Below are 15,966 nucleotides of genomic sequence, written 5' to 3'. Positions count from 1 at the left end.
CGACCCGCCGGTCAGAACGCGTTGCCACAAGAGCCATACTCGTTCACGCAACACGATAGGTCGTGACGAGACGGGCCCTCCTCGCGATCGTCCTCTGCTGTCTGTGTTGTCTGGGAGCCATCGCCGTCGGCGGCGGCGGCGTCGCGGGCGATGCGGGCGGCGTGTCTGACACCGCGGAGGGGGTCGAGTTCCGCTCGAGTGGCGACGACGCGCTCGGCGCGCTCACCACGGATACGGGCGAGCGCGAGACGATCGAGAAGGAGACGGTGGTGCGCCACCTCCCCGACAGCCCCGGCGAGTTCGAAGCCGAGGTCCACCTCTCGGTTCCCGAGACGGTGACGGAACTCGAGCTCAGGCCGGACGCACAGGCCACGGTGGTCTCGAGCGACGGCTTCGAGGCGGCGGGCGGCGTCTACCGGTGGGACGGCGAGACGGCCGCCCCGGCGCTCACCTACCGCGTCGCGGCGAACCGGACCCACCTCGAGCGCCACCACCACTCGCCGGAGCAGGGAGACGGCTACTACTTCGTCGACGCCGGGTCGTGGGCGCTCGTCGCGGTGCCGAGTGACTCACTCGAGTGGTGGCAGACCGCACCGACGGGCGTCGAGCGGACGGTGACGGTGGACGGTCCCGGCGCGACCGGCGGCTCGATCGCCTTCCTCGGGGAGGCAGCCACCTACGAGCGCGAGACGAGTCGCGAGTCGATCGAACTCGTCGTCCCCGCGACCGCCTCGATGAGCGAGTCGCCCGAAGACGTCCTGGACGCGCTCGAGGAGGCGAGTGACGCGCTCGGAACCGTGAGCTGGGGCGAGGAGGTGTTCTTCGTCGCCGCGCCGACCCGGGTCGAGTGGGCCGCCGGAGGCATCCAGTACGGCGAGCGCGACGCCTGGGTGCGCGACGACGCGCCGCTCGCCGTCGCCAACGGCGTCTGGCTCCACGAGTACGTCCACACCCAGCAGGACTTCGCGATTCACCACGCAACGGCGGCCGAGACGGCCTGGCTGGTCGAAGCCCAGGCGGAGTACTACGCGGCGTTGCTGGCGCTCGAGAGCGGGTTGATCGAGTACCGGCAGTTCGAGCGCTTCCTCAGCGGGGGCCAGCGCTCGCCGTACGCCGACGGGGTGCTCGCCGACCGCTCGAGCTGGCACCACGAGTCGACCGACTACGTGAAGGGACCGCTGGTCTACGGTGCGATCGACCGACAGCTTCGCCTCGCGAGCGACGGCGAGTACTCCTCGCTCGAGGTGTTCAGAGACCTGAACCAGGCGGGCGAGCGGGTGACCGCCGAGACCTACTACGCGGCGCTCGAGCGCTACGGCAACCCCGAGGTGAGGGCGTTCGCCGAGCGGTACGTCGAGACGGCCGCCGTCCCGGAGACGTGGTCCGCACACGAACACCGGACCGCCTTCGAGGGTGAGCGGGCGCTGTTCACCTACGGTCTCGGGGACGCGTCGCCGACGGTGTCCGGTCCCTACCGGACGGGTCCGATCGCCCTCGGACTCGAGCGGACGGGCGACGGCGGGGCGGCCGGCGCAGCCGCGCTCGTCCCGGGGGAGACGGTTCACCTCCCCGTGACCGTCGAGAACGTCGGCGAGCGCGACGGCACGTACGACGCACGAGTGGTCGTCGACGGTGCGCTCGCCGACCAGCAGCGCGGGGAACTCGCGGCCGGTGAACGAGACGAGACCACGCTCGCGTGGACGCCCTCGCGCCCGGGTTCGTACGAACTCCGAGTGGGCGACGAGCGCTTCGGCGTCGACGTTCGCTCGCCGGCGGACGTGCGGGTGAGTGACCTCACCGTCGAGCCCGACCGCGTCGACCCCGGCGAGCCAGCGCAGGTGGTCGCGACCGTCGCGAACGACGCCGACCGGCCGGCGAACGCGACGCTACGGGTGCGAACCCCCGACGGCATCGCAGACGAGTGGACGGTCGCGCTCGGACCGGGTGAGTCGGCGACGCTCGAGACGGCCGTCAGCTTCCCGGCCGAGGGACGGTACGAACTCGCCGTCGGCGAGCACACGGCCGTCCTCGACGTCGGTGGCTCGTCGATCGGTGCTCACGCCGAGAACGCAGCCGACGCCCTCCCCGGATTTGGGGTACTCCTGGCGAGCGCAGTGGTCGTACTCGTCGCCGTCGCTCGAGCGAGACGGACGAACTGAGGGCGTCACTCCGAAGGTCCTGACAGACGGCGTCACTCGAGCAACAGTCCCGACCGGTGGCGTCACTCGAGACGAACTTCGAACCGGGCGTCTTCGTCGCCCGTCTCGGAGATACGCGTGACCGTCACCGGTTCGTCGTAGGCGGCGGCGACACCCTCGAGCAGGCCGTGCGCCAGCGCCGGATACGAGCGGTCGGACCGGTAGCTGACCTGGAGGCGGTCGGTCTCGAGCCGTTCACACGCGAGCGTCGGCGGCTTCGTCTCCCCCCGTTCGGTGGCGAGCGCGTCAGCGACCTCGGCGAGTGACTCGAGGAGGTCCTCGAACTCCCACTCCGTCCGGAGGTAGCTGCGAAACGTCCCGACGAACGGTTCGGCGAGGAAGTAGCCGACGTCGCGCTCGATGGCGTCCCTGCCGTGGCCCGACATCGAGGCGAGCGCGTCGACGAGTGCGTCGAACTCGGCGTCCTCGTAGTGGGTGACCGGCAGGTAGAGTTTCGCGTCGACGCCCGCGCGTTCGCGGACGGTCTCCCAGCTTCGCTCGCCAGCTTTCTCCGAGATGTACTGTTTGAGTGTGCGGTGGACGAGTCCGTGCATGGGTATGGTGAGTGGGAGCCGAGTCGCCCGTCTGGAGGCGGCGACAGCCGGCAGCGATTGCTACTGGCGAGTTGGCGCAGCGGTGTGTAGTCCGTTTCGGTCCGCGCGTACGCCTCGCGGTCTCACTCGAGACGTTCCGCGAGGACGGGGGCGACGGAGACGGCGCTCGCCGGCCGCTCGACCGTGTCGGTGCCGTAGATGGTCTCGACGCCCGCTCGAGAGAGTTTCGTGTAGGCGTTCGTGGTCAGCAGCGGGTGGACACAGGTGACGTAGACGCGGCCGACGCCGCGCTCGCCGAGGATGGCGACCGCCTCGCTCATGGTCGAACCGGTCGCGATGATGTCGTCGGTGACGACGACGTCCCGGCCGGTCACGTCGGCGTCACTCGGCGAGATGTCGACCTCGTCGCCCGAGAGGCGGGTCTTCTCGAAGTAGTCGACCTCGCCCTCGCCGTAGGCATCACGGACGGTCTCGGCGATCGAAATCGCGCCCGCGTCGGGCGAGAGAAACACCGGGTCGGTGAGGTCCCTCGGGAGCGGGTCGGCGAGGACGCCCGCGGCGTCGACCGCCTCGGCGGTCGGCTCGAAAAAGTCACAGACAGCCCGCTCGTGAGGGTTGACGGTGAGCACGCGGTCGGTACCCGTCGAGACGGCCTTCGCGATGGCCCGCGAGGAGATCGGCTGGCCCGCCTCGAAGGCGGCGTCCTGGCGGCTGTAGCCCATGTAGGGGACGACGGTCGTCACCTCCGCACAGCCCGCCTCGGCGAGGGCGTCCTGTAGCTGGAGGAGTTCGACGTGGGCGTCACTCGAGAGCGTCGAGGCGACGATCACCGCCTCCTCGGCGTCGAAATCGGGGACCGAGGCGAGCAGTTCGCCGTCGGGAAAGCGCTGGTAGTCGACGGGCGCGAGCGGGCGCTCGAGTTCGCGCGCGAGCGAAGCGGCGAGCACCTGCGACGTTGAGCCACTGACGATCATGGTCGACACCACAGGCCGCTGGGTAAACCGGTTTTCGTTCTGGCCGTCAGTCGTCGCTCGAGACCCCGGCGGCGTCCGCCGCCGCGCAGGGACCGCCCTCGGGCGTCGCGAGAATCGAGAGTTCGCCCGAGCGGTCGACGAGTACCAGCAGGTTGAGACAGGCCGGGTCGTTCCAGGTCGCGGGCGTCACCTCCGCGAACGAGCCACTGTCGAGGCGTGCGCGCACTCTGAACGGACCCGGCTCCTCCTGCCAGTCGCGCTCGAGGTCGCTGCTCGAGGTGTCCTCGTCGAGGACGTGGGTCGACCAGTGGGTGAGTCCGCCGTGGAACTCGACCTGGACGTCGATGGTGTGTTCCTGGCCGTGGGCGTTCTGGACGGAGACGTCACCGAGGACCGTTCCCGTCGGTGACGACCCGTCGCCGTCGTCGGTCTCGCCACTGCTCTGACAGCCTGCCAGTGCGGCCAGTGCGGCGACGCCACCGGAAGCGAGCAGGTGGCGGCGCGTCGTATCACTCATGAAGAGGTGGTTGTAACCTGAGTGGATTCACTCTTTCGGCAGACGCCCGTCGGACAACCAGCCGGTCTACCGCCCGTCTCAGCGCGAGTGAGCGTGCCGGAATCCATTTGGTCGCTGCCTCCCCAGTATCAGCCGATGAACGTCTTCGGCTCGAGTGGGACGCGCGGGGTCGCGAACGAGGAGTTGACGCCGGAGTTCGTGTTGCGGATCGCGAAGTCGGTCGGAACGGCCTGGCGAGCGGAGCGGGTCGCCATCGCCAGGGACACGCGCCGAACCGGACGGATGCTCGCCGACGCGGCCGCGAGCGGGCTGGCGAGCGTCGGCGTCGACGTCGAGCGTCTCGGCGTGCTCCCCACGCCGGGTGCGCAGTTCTACGCCGAACGCGAGGGCGTCGGTGTGATGGTCATCACCGCCTCGCACAACCCGCCGCAGTACAACGGCGTCAAACTCGTCGGCGACGACGGCGTCGAACTCACCGTCGCCGACCTCAGAGAGATCGAATCGACGCTCCTCGCCGAAGCGTTCGACACCGCCCCCTGGCACGCCACCGGCCGCGTCCGCGAAATCGAGGGCGTTCGCGAGACCTACGTCGACGAGTTGCTCTCGAGCGTCGACCGTGAGACCATCGCCGAGGGCGGTCTCACCGTCGCGCTCGACCCCGGCCACGGCGCTGGCTCGCTCACCAGCCCCGCATTCTTGCGCGAACTCGGCTGTCGCGTCGTCACCGTCAACGGGCAGCCAGACGGCCACTTCCCGGGCCGGGACCCCGAGCCGATCCCCGAGAACCTCGAAGACCTCGGCCGGCTCGTCCGTGCGAGCGGGGCCGACGTCGGGATCGCCCACGACGGCGACGCCGACCGGGCCATCTTCTTCGACGAGACCGGCACCTACCTCGAGGGCGACGCCACCTTCGCCGCGCTCGCCGCCGCAGAACTCGAGGCGGGCGATACCACGGTGTCGGCGGTCAACGTCTCCCAGCGCCTCGTCGACGTCGCGACCGACGTCGGCGCGAACCTCGAACTGACGCCGATCGGGTCGACCAACATCATCACCCGCATCGAAGAACTCGAGGCGAACGGCCGGCGCGTCCCCATCGCGGGCGAGGGCAACGGCGGCATCTTCTTCCCCGGCTACAGGCTCGCTCGCGACGGGGCGTACACGGCGGCACGGTTTCTCGAACTCGTCGCCGAGCGTCGGGCGAGCGAGATCGTCGCGCCCTTCGACGGCTACGCGAACGTCCGGCGCAACATCCACTACGAGTCGACGGCCGAGCGCGACGCGATGTTAGACGCCGCGGCCAACCAGGCGCAGGCCGCTGACGCCGAGCTCAACACCCGCGACGGCTACCGCCTCGACTACGGCGACGCCTGGGTACTCGCGCGCCCCTCCGGCACCGAACCGCTCGTCCGCATCTACGCCGAAGCGCGCGAGGAGACGCGTGCGGAGACGCTCGCCGCAGACATGCACGCGGCGCTCGCCGACGCCAAGGCCGCCGCCTGAAACGGATCGGACCCCACCAGGTCGGCATCGGCGCGGGCGAGACAGCAGGAACCGGTTTTCAGGAGTTGCGGCCGCCACTCGAGCGGCCGCGTTCACCCCAGGAGGAGCAGCCGATGCGTCCCGACGAGCGCGACGACCGCCACGACGATCAGTGCCCCCTCGAGCGGCGTCGAGAGCAAGCCGAGCGCGACGATCAGCGTCGTCGCACACGCTGGCGGGTGGCGAACCCGGACGAACAACATCCCCGCGACGGTAAGCACGGTCGCGAGGACGCCGCTGGCGGCCAGTCTGAGCCCGTCGAGCGAGGCTGGCTCGAGTGCGTTCGTCATGACGATACCCTCGGCGAGGGCGTGGTAGGCGAGCAGGCCCGCCAGCACACCGACGAGGTGGCCGCCGATCACGCGCCGCGGCGCGCTGGCGTCGCTGTGTGGAAACATCGCGAGGACGAACGCCGAGGGACCGAGGCTCGGAAACAGCATCGGCAGCCCCGAGAGCCACGCCACGAGCGCCGTGACCGAGACGAGCAGCCCCGTGTGTACCGTGGTTCCGACTCTGCCGTCCATGGGAGCGGGTACAGACTCGAGTGAGAAACCCCCTCGGTTTCGAGGCGACGCTCAGCTAACGATCGTCACCGGACAGGAAGCACGGCGGGCGAGCGCCTCCGCGACGCTCCCGAGTAACACCCGCGAGACGCCGCCGCGGCCGGCGCTCCCCACGACGAGTTCGTCGACCGCCCGTCCGTTCGCGTACTCGAGAATCGCCGCCGCTGGCTGTGGCCCGCTCGTGAGGGCCGTCTCGACCCCGATGCCGTGGGCGGCCGCCAGTTCCTCGGCCGTCTCGAAGCACGACGGCGTGGTCTCCGTCGGCGAGCCGTCGCTCACGTCGGCCTGGCCGCCGTAGTGGCTCTCGAGTTCGTCGACGACGTGGAGCACCGTGAACCGGGCGTCGGGAACGGTCTCGAGTGCGTACTCGAGCGCCGCGCGGGCGGGCGCGGAGTCGTCCATCGCGACGAGGACGTGGCGTGTCATCTTGGTGTCTCGGACTCGAGCGCCCCCCGAAGCCGCTCGTGTTCCGCGCGCAACGACTCGAGTCGAGCGGCGACCCGCCCGTCGGCGAGGCGCTCGCGCTCGTCGGGCGTGAGCTGTGAGCGCGCCGCCGCCGCCGTCTGTAAGCGCTCGTACTCGTCGTCGTAGGTGAGACGACGGATCTCCCTGAGCAGGGCGACGGTCGACTCGTCGGCGACGCGGGCGACGAACGGCTGGCGTTCCCGGAGGCGGATGCGAAGGCTCACCGCGTCGTCCGGCGGCCACTCGAGCGACAGCGCCGTCGCGTCGATTCCCTCGAGATAGGTCTGCTGGGTCGCCACCCGGCGTTTGAGTTCGGCGGCGTCGTCGACGTAGTGGTCGAGTTTCGAGTGCGAATACGAGGCGTACTCGAGCAGCGTTGGAACGGTATTCGTCCCGGCCTCGTTCTCGAAGACGTAGGCGCGGAGGTCCGCTGGCGGGCGTTCGAACGGCACGAACGGGTAGAGACGGCTCCGCTCGAGCAGCGAGAAGAGCGCACGTGCCGAGCGCTCGTGGACGTAGGCGGTGAACGCCTCCTCGATCGCCGCGTTGTAGCGGTCGATCGGCTCGCGGAGGCGCTCGACCGGCGCGTCGAGGTCGGTCTCACCCAGTTTGAGGGTACGTTCTGCCGCCGAAATCTCCGTCTCGAGAGCGCGCAGCCGCTCGGTGGCGGCGGTTCGTGCGTCGGTGATCGCCTCCCGGGCGGCCTCGCGGTCGTCGAGGACGGACCGGAACACGCTCGCCGGCTCGAGCGCGTCTTCGGCACGCTCGAAGTCAGACTCGTTCAGCCGCCGCTTGTCGATGGCGTCGAACGCCGCCTCGAACGCCTCCCGGTGTGGGAGGTCCGCCGGGAGGTTCTCGACCAGCGTCGAGAAGTGACCCTCGAGTTCGACGTAGGCAGCGAACGTCGAACGGCCGGTGCCGGTGGCGCGGTCGACGTAGCGCTCGAGCAGCGTCGCGGCGGTGTCGTAGGTCTCGCCACCGCGTTCGACCTGCTCCGTCCCGCCGAGGTCGTCGATCCGTCGCTCGACCGTTTCGAGACGGTCACGAGCACGCTCGAGACGCTCGAGCGGGTGCTCGCTGTCGTCGTCGTGGTACTGCAGCGACTCGCCCATCAGTAGACGTCGTCGGGGTCGAACACGCGCTCGCCGACGTTCTCACCCTCGAGCGTCCGGTAGAAACACGAGCGGTGGCCCGTGTGACAGGCACCGGCCTCCTGCTCGACGACGTACAGCAGTGTGTCGGCGTCGCAGTCGACACGGATCTCTTCGACGCGCTGGACGTGGCCGCTCGTCTTCCCCTTCTGCCAGAGCTGGTCGCGACTGCGCGAGTAATAGTGGGCGAGACCGCTCTCACGCGTCCGCTCGAGCGCCTCGGCCGAGACGTACGCGAGCATCAACACCTCGCCCGTCTCCGCGTCCTGGGCGACGGCGGGGACGAGTCCGTCGTCGTCGAACGCGACCTCGACATCGGTGACGGCGTCTTCCATGCGCGAGAGAACGGCCGTCGGCGCGATAGGTCTTTTGCCGGTGGATGTCGCCAACACTCGAGCAGTCACCGCCGGGAATCCAGCAGATTTCCGGGGGTAGATACGCCCTTCCGAGAGATAGCTATTGGCGATTTCCAAAATACTATGGAGATATCTTTATGCACATTTCGTATCAACTACAGCATACATCACTCGAGATAGACATGACCGGCTTCGAAAAGAGTGCGATCTGCCCCGAGTGCGAGGGGAGGTTGCGAACGATCGATACCGAACTGATCTGTGAAGAGTGCGGTCTCGTCGTCGACACGGACGCGATCGATCGCGGTCCCGAATGGCGGTCGTTCGACGGCAGTTCCAACCGGAAGCGAACCGGCGCACCGCTGACGCGCTCGCGTCACGACCGGGGACTCTCGACGGAAATCGGCTACGAGACGAGTCTCCGCCTCACGGGCCGAAAACGCCAGCAGGTGGCGCGCATGCGCCGTGAACACAGCCGCGCCCGGTTCGAGTCGAAAGCCGCACGGAACCAGATGGCGGGCTTCAGCGAGATCCGACGCATCGTCGCCCGACTCTCCCTTCCCGTCTGGACCACCGAACGCTCCTGCGTCCTCTTCGAATCCGCACAGAACGCCGACCTGCTGCGTGGACGGTCGATCGAAGGCTTCGCCGCCGCCACCGTCTACGCCACCTGCCGAACCAGCGCCATCTCGCGAACCATCGACGAGGTCGTCGCCGTCGCCCACGCCGACGAGGCGGAACTGAAAGCGGCCTACCGGGCACTCAACCGCGAACTCGAGATCCAGACCGGTCCCATCGACCCCGCCGAGTACCTCCCCCGATACGCCTCCCGACTCGAGTTAGCACGCTGTGTCGAACACCGCGCCAGCCAGTACGTCGCCGACCTCCGTGATGCCGGACTCATCGACGGCAAGAACCCGAGCGGCGTCGCCGCCGCCTGTCTGTACGCCGCCGCCATGCGCGTCGAAGAGAGCGACCCGATCACCCAGGCGGCCGCCGCCGAAACCGGCAACGTCTCCCCCGTGACGATCCGCTCGACGTTCGAGACGCTCAGAGACCTCAAGTGCGAGAGTCACTGAGCGCTCGAGCGATACAGAGACACTCTCGGACCACCGAACGCTGCACCCGGCGAGGAAGCACACCGATCAGGTCGTCCGCAGGTGATCCGTACTCGGCTCGTACACCTCGCCTTTCTGCTTGAGTTTCTCGATCTCGTGTTCGGCTTTCGAGCCATCCATCCCGATGTCGCTCGCCCGCTCGAGGACGACGTCGATCGGCGCCCCCTCGTCGTACTCGTCTTCGATCTCGCTGATGAGGCTCTTGATGTTCTTGATCCGGTCGCGCTGGGACTTCGAGGCCCCCGCCTCGACGATATCGGCGTCGAACTCACCCGTCTCGGGGTCGACGCCGATGTCCTGCATACACGAGCGAACGATCTCGATCACCCGCTCTGCGTCGTCGAGTTCGACCGTATCCGAGAGGCGCACCCGCGCGCTCGCCTCCGAGAGCCGGACCAGTCCCTCGAGTTTGCGTGCGGTGACCGGCACCGGCGCGTCCTCGTCGACGCCCTTCGAGCGGAGGTCGACGTAGAAGTCCCGGATCGCCTCGCGAGCCCCCTCTGTCATCCGCGGGTGGCACTTCTGTTTCGCGTGGGCGATGTACTTCCTGAGCATCTCCGCGTCGATCTCCGGGTCGACCTTCGCGGTCATCTCGTCGATCTCCTCCATGCTCACGTCCAGCGCGTTCATCTCCCGGCGCTGGGTGGTCAACTCGCCCGCGTAGTTGGTGTTCAAAATGTGCTCGGCGAGGTCGCGATCCTTCTCGAGATCCGGCTGGTCGGTCACCGTAAAGATCAGGTCGAACCGCGAGATGAGCGCCGGCTCGAGGTCGATCTGCTCGCTGATCGGCTCGTAGCGGTCGAACCGGCCGTACTTCGGGTTGGCCGCCCCGAGCAGCGAACACCGCGAGCGGAGCGTGGCGTTGATCCCCGCCTTCGAGATCGAAATCTTCTGTTGCTCGAGCGCCTCGTGCATCGCCGAGCGGTCTTCGGAGTTGTGAACGACCATTCCGTTCGCGATGAAATTGTGTGTTCCATCGACGGTGAGGTCGTAGACTCGCTCACCCTCGTTCTCGAGCCGTTCGATGTGAGTTATTTCACAAGGACGAACATCCCGGCCCGATGCAGCGGGTGTATCGGAAGCTACGGCTGCACCGCCATCGGTCGCGACGTGGTCTGTGACGTGAGGGATGAGCGTTTTGTCACCGACCTCGAGTTCACCGGCGGCCCGCTCAGTAACCCCTGCATCGGTATCGATGAAAAACGGGTGATCGAGCGTGGTCCTGAGCTGGTCTCCGGTTTCTATCGTCACTTCGACCAACTCAGTCGGTGGGTCGTACTCGTGAATTGCGAGGACGTGACGGTCGACGAGCGAGCCGGTTTCGTCCATCGATCGAACAGTGAACGGGCATCCCCGAATCGTTCGCCCGTTCTCGAGTTCTTCGGTCGTTCCATCGGCGATCGATTCGTGAGCGAGTTCTCGGATCGGAACGAGTCGATCACCGGTCCGTACCAGCGTCTCACCCGTCACACACCGCATCTTATCGAGTTCGTCGACCGCAGCGATACCCTGGTCTGCCAAGACGAGTGCGCCAGCCTCGAGCGTCCACTGCTGGCCGTCGCCGAAGTCGTCGCGAACCGCAGCGGCAGTGTTGTGGGTGACGACGCCGTTCGCGACGAAGTTGTGCGTCTGGGGAACTGTGAGATCGAACACTTCTTTCTCACCGGTATCGGCGGTGTCGACGACCCGATCCCAGCAGAGGTCCGCCTCGACGGCTTCCCTGACGAGTGGTTCAGCACCACCCAACTCGAGGTCGGTGAGCATCCGCCGCGCCCGCTCCCGACCGGGGTTATCACCGTGGTGGACGTTCATGTAGTACTCGCCCGCAGAACCCTCGGCTGCCACGAGCGCACCGCCGATCGGAACTCGTTCCTGCCGACGGACAGCATCACCGACGATTCCGTCTAGGGCGGCCCGTTTCCTCGGACAGTCGAAGCCGACCGCTCGCGCAAACTGCTCGATGTCGCGGCCGTAGCACTCGAGGTCGTACTGGACGTGTTTCGACGTGATCTCGTAGCCGTTCTCGAGTACCGAGGTTCCGCGTCGGTCGCGCTCACGGACCCGGGCGCGGATACCATACGTCTCCAACATCAGCTGGACCTGCCGAGCGAGCGGCTCGCTGATGGTCGAGAAGTGAATACTCGAACCGCCGTCCGTCCGTGCAGAAACCGACCCATCCGCATCCATCAGCCCTCGGAGGAACGCGTCTGCATGTTCTGCAGTCGTCAGGTTGGCATCGAGTTCCAGGTCCTCCTTCGGCGTCTTCATCCCGAGGTTCGCGAAGAAGCGTGCGACGGTCGCACTGTGGAGCCGAATACTGGGAACTCGCTCGTCCTGATACTCGATCTCCGGCCGTTTGTCGAACGTCGACTCGATGATCTCGATCGCCCGCTCGAGTATCGTCTCGTCACCGTTCGAGATCCGGATGCAGCCTCGGTTCTTGCCCCGACGCGAGACCATGAGGTCGCCGTCACCAAAGACGAGACCGATGAGATAGCAGAGATCCTCGTCGAACGCGTCCGGGATGCGAACGCTCTCCCCGTGACGGAGCATCGCTCGTTCGACCGTCAGATCAGCGAGGTCGAGACCGACTGCATCGAGAACGACCCGGAGGCGCTCGAGCGGGACGTACCGATTCCGGAGCGTATCGTACACGAAATCCTCCGGCAGTCCGAGTTCGCGTGCAGCCGCCCGCAGTGTTCCGTACTCCTCACAGAGGCGTCGACGTATGGAAACGATCGAGTCGTCCGAGAGTCTGAGCTTCTCGTTGGTAAACTCGAGATAGTCAGCAACCGGCGGAGAGGATCGAACGGTGTCGGTGTATCTCGGAACGCCCACGTAGTCTCCGGGTTCGATTTCTGAAATCGGCTTCCACTCGAGACCACCCTCACTGCAGGTCAACACTGGAGTGTTTCGGGACGCTTCGAGTGCTTTCCCGCACGAGGTCTCGATCCGTCGACACGGCTTCGGTGGCATCCGCCACACGTGCGAAGTCGAGCGCACCTCGAGCGCCCCCGTGTCGCGGTCGAACGTGTAGAGTCCGACGGCGTCCTCGAGTGCGGTTTCCTCGGAAACCGGCTCTGGGAGGCGCTCAGTCACCACGTCGCGAATCGGCTCGAGTCCGTTCTCAGTGTGGACGAGCGTCTCGCCGGTGACACAGAGACCCGCCGAGGAAGACCCCTTCCCCGACGTGTAGACCGACCGGGGAGCGATGTTCTGGATGTAGCCGAGCATCTGGGAGTTGTGGGAAACGATGCCGTTCGAGACGTAGTTGTGAGTACGCGCTACTTCGAGATCGTACACCCAGTCGTAGTCGGGCTGGATAGTGTGAATCGAGTCGATTCGGTCGACATCGACGACAGGGACAGTCGTACCGCCGTCAGCGGCGATGCCGTCGCTCGAGATCGTACCCTCGCTCGAGTCCGACGTGGCAGCGATTCGATCACCCTCGGTCAATCCATCCGCGCGAACCGCCCGATACCCGGTCTCAGTCGGAACGAACAACGGGTGTGAAGGCGTCACCTCGAGTTCGCGACCACTCGACGTTCGAATCCGATACATGTTCGGAGGCGCTTCTCGCTTCCAGACTTTAGTCGCACGGTGGGCTGAAATCGAGCCATCCTGTCGAAGCGACGGGACGTCGAGGTCGACCGAGTCCCACCAGCCATCGTCGATCGGCTTCGGGTCAGTGAGGTTCGATTCGACGAGTTCCCGAATGGGGACCGCTCGGCCGTCCGCAAGTGCCACCTTCGTGTCCCCTTTCACACATTTCCCGGTACCCGGGTCACCGATGAGCAGCATGTGTAAGTCGCCGCGGATCCGCGAGCCGTCGGGGAGCTCCTTGGTCACTCCGGAGAACAGCTGGAGGATCATCGCGAGTTTCTCCTCCTCGTAGCCGAAGATGGCGGGGGCGATGGAGGCGACCATCTGCTCGTAGATGTCGTCTTCGGCCGAGAGGCGGATAATCTCCTCGAGATCCTCCTCGGTGATGTTCATGTCCTCGAACTGCTCTTCGTCGATCTCGACGGAGATGCCCTCCATGTAGAAGTCGAAGATGGGCGATTTCTCCTGCTGACTGCCCTGTTGCTCGAGGCGGAGGACGCCGCAGGCGGAGACGTGGTCGCCGGGGGTGACCTGGCCGGTGATGTCGTCTTCGATGTGGACGTCGAGCGCCTGGGGAGTCTCCCCGCCGCGTAAGCCCTCGGGGCTCTCCTGGATGCGCAGTTTCTGGGCGTCGACGAACTCGGACTGGTCGAAGTTGACCCGGAAGGGACCCTGGCGCTCACAGCCCTGACACTCGTGGGGTTCCTGGAAGTCGCTGTTCGACTGCGGAACGCGAGTGAGCGTCCCGCAGAGCTGACACTCGAAGGCGGCTTCTTCGATCTTCGGGCGGACGTCGGTCGCCTTCCGGATGATGCCCCGAACCTGCACGAGACGGTTCATGTAGCGCGCGCGAATGTCACGAATCTCGGGTGACTCGGCGTCCGGAAGCCCGCGAATGCGGACGTGTGCCTGGCCGAGGCTGACGTCGATGGGGAGGTCGTAGAGACGGAGCGCCTCCTCGGCGTAGCGCGTCAGCTGTTCGGGCTGGTTGATGAAGTCGTCGGCGAGATCGGGGTCGAAACGGTAGAGGTCCTGCCACTCGATCGAGAGCGAGCGCTGCTCGTTCGGGTAGCGCTGGGCAAGCTGTTTGATGTCGTTGTCGTAGTAGTTCCTGAAGAACTGCTCGAACGCGTCGACGAGTTCCGTACTTCCGGCTTGCGCCATTGCTCACGGTGTAGTGCGTCTTCGGCTATAAAGAGTCGCATGGCGAGGCGAAAGTGGTCGGTCTCGAGTGGAAACGAGGGGGGGGTTGGCGAACGAGCAGACGTTGGAGCCGGGTCCGGATCGGAGACCGCTCGCCCCCAGAAACTGGACATTCGTATTCGAATGAGGCTACAGAGAGGTTTTTATCCACTCGAGCGGTCTCTACGCCTGAGAGCCATGCATCCACGTGAGTTCCCGGCCGACCGTCGGACGAACGTCCGCGACCAACTCGAGCGTGTAGAGCGCCGTCTCGGACAACTCGAGCAGACGCTCGCTGCGGTTGCGAGCGAGAACGGGAGGGTTCGGGTTGCCGGTCCCTGCACTCGCTGTGAGCGGAGTTTACTCCTCGCACGCGGCGACACGCTGTACTGTCCGTGCTGTGAGTACCGCCGGTCGCTGTGACCACGGTGGCGGTCGCGCGAGTCCGGTGACATCGCCGTCACTGGGGAGGTTAGGTGGCTCCGGTCCCAACCGATGAGTATGAGCGAGGAGAATCCAGTGACGGCCGAGAAGCCGGACAGTCCCGTGCACATGAGTGGGACCGACCACGTCACCATCTGGGGGAGCAACGAGGCGGATACGGTGGCGTTCTACCGCGACCTGCTGGGCATGCCGCTGGTGCTCCGCCAGCCGAACCTCGACGACCCCTCACAGACACACCTCTTTTTCGACACCGGAGACGGCCGGATCATCACCTTCTTCGTCAGTGACGACCGGCCGTCGAACCGCGGTCCCCAGCGCGGCGGCGTCGGTGCCGTCCACCACCTCGCGTTCTCGTTCCCGCCGGAGGAGTTCGAGAACGTGATGGCGGCCTTAGACGCCGACGGCCGGAGCTACAACGTCTTCGACCGGGGCATCTTCCAGTCGCTCTACACCCACGACAACAACGGACTGGTGATCGAACTCGCCACCGACAAGTTCGCGATTCCCGACGACCGCCGTGGCGAGGTGCTCGCGAAGACCCAGGAGATTCGTGAGGCCGCCGGCGCGCAGTTCGCCGAGGAAGAACACATGGCACAGGCGCTCGAGGAACTGGGGCTCCCGGCCGAACCCACCGACTTACCCGACGCAGCGACCGGTACCGGCGTCGACTGACCGGGCGTCTCGGCGGACAGACTCGGTCCCACGACCGATACGAATCCCGGTGACGACAGCCGGGAACCTATCGGCTGTCGGACCGTTCGACCGAGATTTAAGTCCGTGCGCATCATTACCACACGTCGATGAACGTACGGGACGCACTCGAGGCCGACGCCGACGCACTGGCGGCGATCGCCGGGTCGCCGACGGACGTGATGCGAAACCTCGTCCACGACCGCACGGTTCGGGTCGCCGAGGAGAACGCCCCCGACGAGAACGCGTCCGTCTCGGTCGACGAGAGCAAGTTCGACGGCTCGGATCCGGACGACCTCCTCGGGTTCGTCAGCTTCGACGCCAGCGGCGGGACGGTTCACGTGACGCAGCTCAACGGGACGGCTGACGCCTGCGAGCGACTCCTCGACGAGCCGATTCGCTTCGCCGAGTGTGAGTCGATGGCCGTCGAAGTACTGGCTCCGCGAGACGACGACGCCGTCTCACACGCGATCGGCCGCTTCGACTTCGACGAACAGGGGCTCGGGCCGCGCTTCGACGGCGAGCGGACGGTCCGGTTTCGGCTCGAGCCCGAGGAGTGACCGAGAGTGGAGACGACGGGGAGAACCGTGTGAGCGATCGAACGGCCGTATGCGG

General features: G+C 66.7%; 14 protein-coding genes. 6 read left to right on the top strand and 8 right to left on the bottom strand.

Annotation, left to right across the window (positions count from 1 at the left end; translation table 11 throughout):
• The first annotated feature begins 62 nt into the window (after nt 1-62).
• The gene (locus N0B15_RS11130) at nt 63-2,159 is read left to right on the top strand and encodes a CARDB domain-containing protein (RefSeq protein WP_263019781.1); all 2,097 of its coding nucleotides are present in this window, start codon (nt 63-65) and stop codon (nt 2,157-2,159) included.
• 62 nt (nt 2,160-2,221) lie between these two features.
• On the opposite strand, the gene N0B15_RS11125 is transcribed toward N0B15_RS11130, so the two are convergent.
• The 3 genes from N0B15_RS11125 to N0B15_RS11115 all read right to left on the bottom strand — a co-directional run bounded on the left by N0B15_RS11125 (nt 2,222) and on the right by N0B15_RS11115 (nt 4,243).
• Complete coding sequence (locus tag N0B15_RS11125) at nt 2,222-2,752, bottom strand: heme NO-binding domain-containing protein (protein ID WP_263019780.1); 531 nt, start codon at nt 2,750-2,752, stop codon at nt 2,222-2,224.
• A gap of 122 nt (nt 2,753-2,874) precedes the next feature.
• On the bottom strand, nt 2,875-3,726 hold the full coding sequence (locus N0B15_RS11120) for a ribose-phosphate diphosphokinase (RefSeq protein ID WP_263019779.1): 852 nt from the start codon (nt 3,724-3,726) through the stop codon (nt 2,875-2,877).
• A 46-nt stretch (nt 3,727-3,772) separates the two neighbouring features.
• Nucleotides 3,773-4,243, bottom strand: a complete 471-nt coding sequence (locus tag N0B15_RS11115; RefSeq protein ID WP_263019778.1) for a hypothetical protein — start codon at nt 4,241-4,243, stop codon at nt 3,773-3,775.
• A 135-nt stretch (nt 4,244-4,378) separates the two neighbouring features.
• Between N0B15_RS11115 and glmM the strand changes: the two genes are divergently transcribed.
• A complete protein-coding gene (gene glmM, locus N0B15_RS11110; RefSeq protein ID WP_263019777.1) occupies nt 4,379-5,743 on the top strand; it encodes a phosphoglucosamine mutase in 1,365 nt (454 codons plus the stop codon).
• Between the two features lie 92 nt (nt 5,744-5,835).
• Here glmM and N0B15_RS11105 read toward each other — a convergent pair whose 3' ends face one another.
• Genes N0B15_RS11105 through hisI form a run of 4 tightly spaced genes read right to left on the bottom strand, consistent with a single transcriptional unit; the run spans nt 5,836 to nt 8,296 of the window.
• Complete coding sequence (locus tag N0B15_RS11105; protein WP_263019776.1) at nt 5,836-6,306, bottom strand: HPP family protein; 471 nt, start codon at nt 6,304-6,306, stop codon at nt 5,836-5,838.
• Between the two features lie 51 nt (nt 6,307-6,357).
• Nucleotides 6,358-6,771 carry a universal stress protein gene (locus N0B15_RS11100; RefSeq protein WP_263019775.1) on the bottom strand — a complete coding sequence of 138 codons (414 nt, stop codon included), beginning with the start codon at nt 6,769-6,771 and terminating at the stop codon, nt 6,358-6,360.
• Nucleotides 6,768-7,922 (bottom strand): DUF7118 family protein, encoded by a 1,155-nt coding sequence (locus tag N0B15_RS11095; protein ID WP_263019774.1) that lies wholly within the window; start codon nt 7,920-7,922, stop codon nt 6,768-6,770. Before N0B15_RS11095 ends, N0B15_RS11100 begins: the two co-directional genes overlap by 4 nt.
• Nucleotides 7,922-8,296 (bottom strand): phosphoribosyl-AMP cyclohydrolase, encoded by a 375-nt coding sequence (gene hisI, locus N0B15_RS11090; protein ID WP_263019773.1) that lies wholly within the window; start codon nt 8,294-8,296, stop codon nt 7,922-7,924. The genes N0B15_RS11095 and hisI overlap by 1 nt, the downstream gene beginning before the upstream one ends.
• A 203-nt stretch (nt 8,297-8,499) precedes the next feature.
• Between hisI and N0B15_RS11085 the strand changes: the two genes are divergently transcribed.
• Nucleotides 8,500-9,393 (top strand): transcription initiation factor IIB, encoded by an 894-nt coding sequence (locus N0B15_RS11085; protein WP_263019772.1) that lies wholly within the window; start codon nt 8,500-8,502, stop codon nt 9,391-9,393.
• Between the two features lie 66 nt (nt 9,394-9,459).
• Here N0B15_RS11085 and N0B15_RS11080 read toward each other — a convergent pair whose 3' ends face one another.
• Nucleotides 9,460-14,199: an LAGLIDADG family homing endonuclease gene (locus N0B15_RS11080; RefSeq protein ID WP_263019771.1), complete on the bottom strand. Its 4,740-nt coding sequence runs from the start codon at nt 14,197-14,199 to the stop codon at nt 9,460-9,462.
• A 216-nt stretch (nt 14,200-14,415) separates the two neighbouring features.
• Between N0B15_RS11080 and N0B15_RS11075 the strand changes: the two genes are divergently transcribed.
• From N0B15_RS11075 to N0B15_RS11065, 3 genes are all read left to right on the top strand, one after another.
• The gene (locus N0B15_RS11075; RefSeq protein WP_263019770.1) at nt 14,416-14,640 is read left to right on the top strand and encodes a DUF2333 family protein; all 225 of its coding nucleotides are present in this window, start codon (nt 14,416-14,418) and stop codon (nt 14,638-14,640) included.
• A 72-nt stretch (nt 14,641-14,712) separates the two neighbouring features.
• Nucleotides 14,713-15,333, top strand: a complete 621-nt coding sequence (locus N0B15_RS11070) for a VOC family protein (protein WP_425494229.1) — start codon at nt 14,713-14,715, stop codon at nt 15,331-15,333.
• Nucleotides 15,334-15,461: 128 nt separating this feature from the next.
• Nucleotides 15,462-15,911 carry a hypothetical protein gene (locus N0B15_RS11065; RefSeq protein WP_263019768.1) on the top strand — a complete coding sequence of 150 codons (450 nt, stop codon included), beginning with the start codon at nt 15,462-15,464 and terminating at the stop codon, nt 15,909-15,911.
• Nucleotides 15,912-15,966 lie beyond the last annotated feature (55 nt).

Origin of the sequence: Natronobiforma cellulositropha (assembly GCF_025629245.1) — an archaeon.
In the GTDB taxonomy this organism is placed as follows: domain Archaea; phylum Halobacteriota; class Halobacteria; order Halobacteriales; family Natrialbaceae; genus Natronobiforma; species Natronobiforma cellulositropha.
The sequence above is the reverse complement of the archived record's forward strand: the minus strand, read 5'-3'. Positions and strand labels throughout refer to the sequence as shown.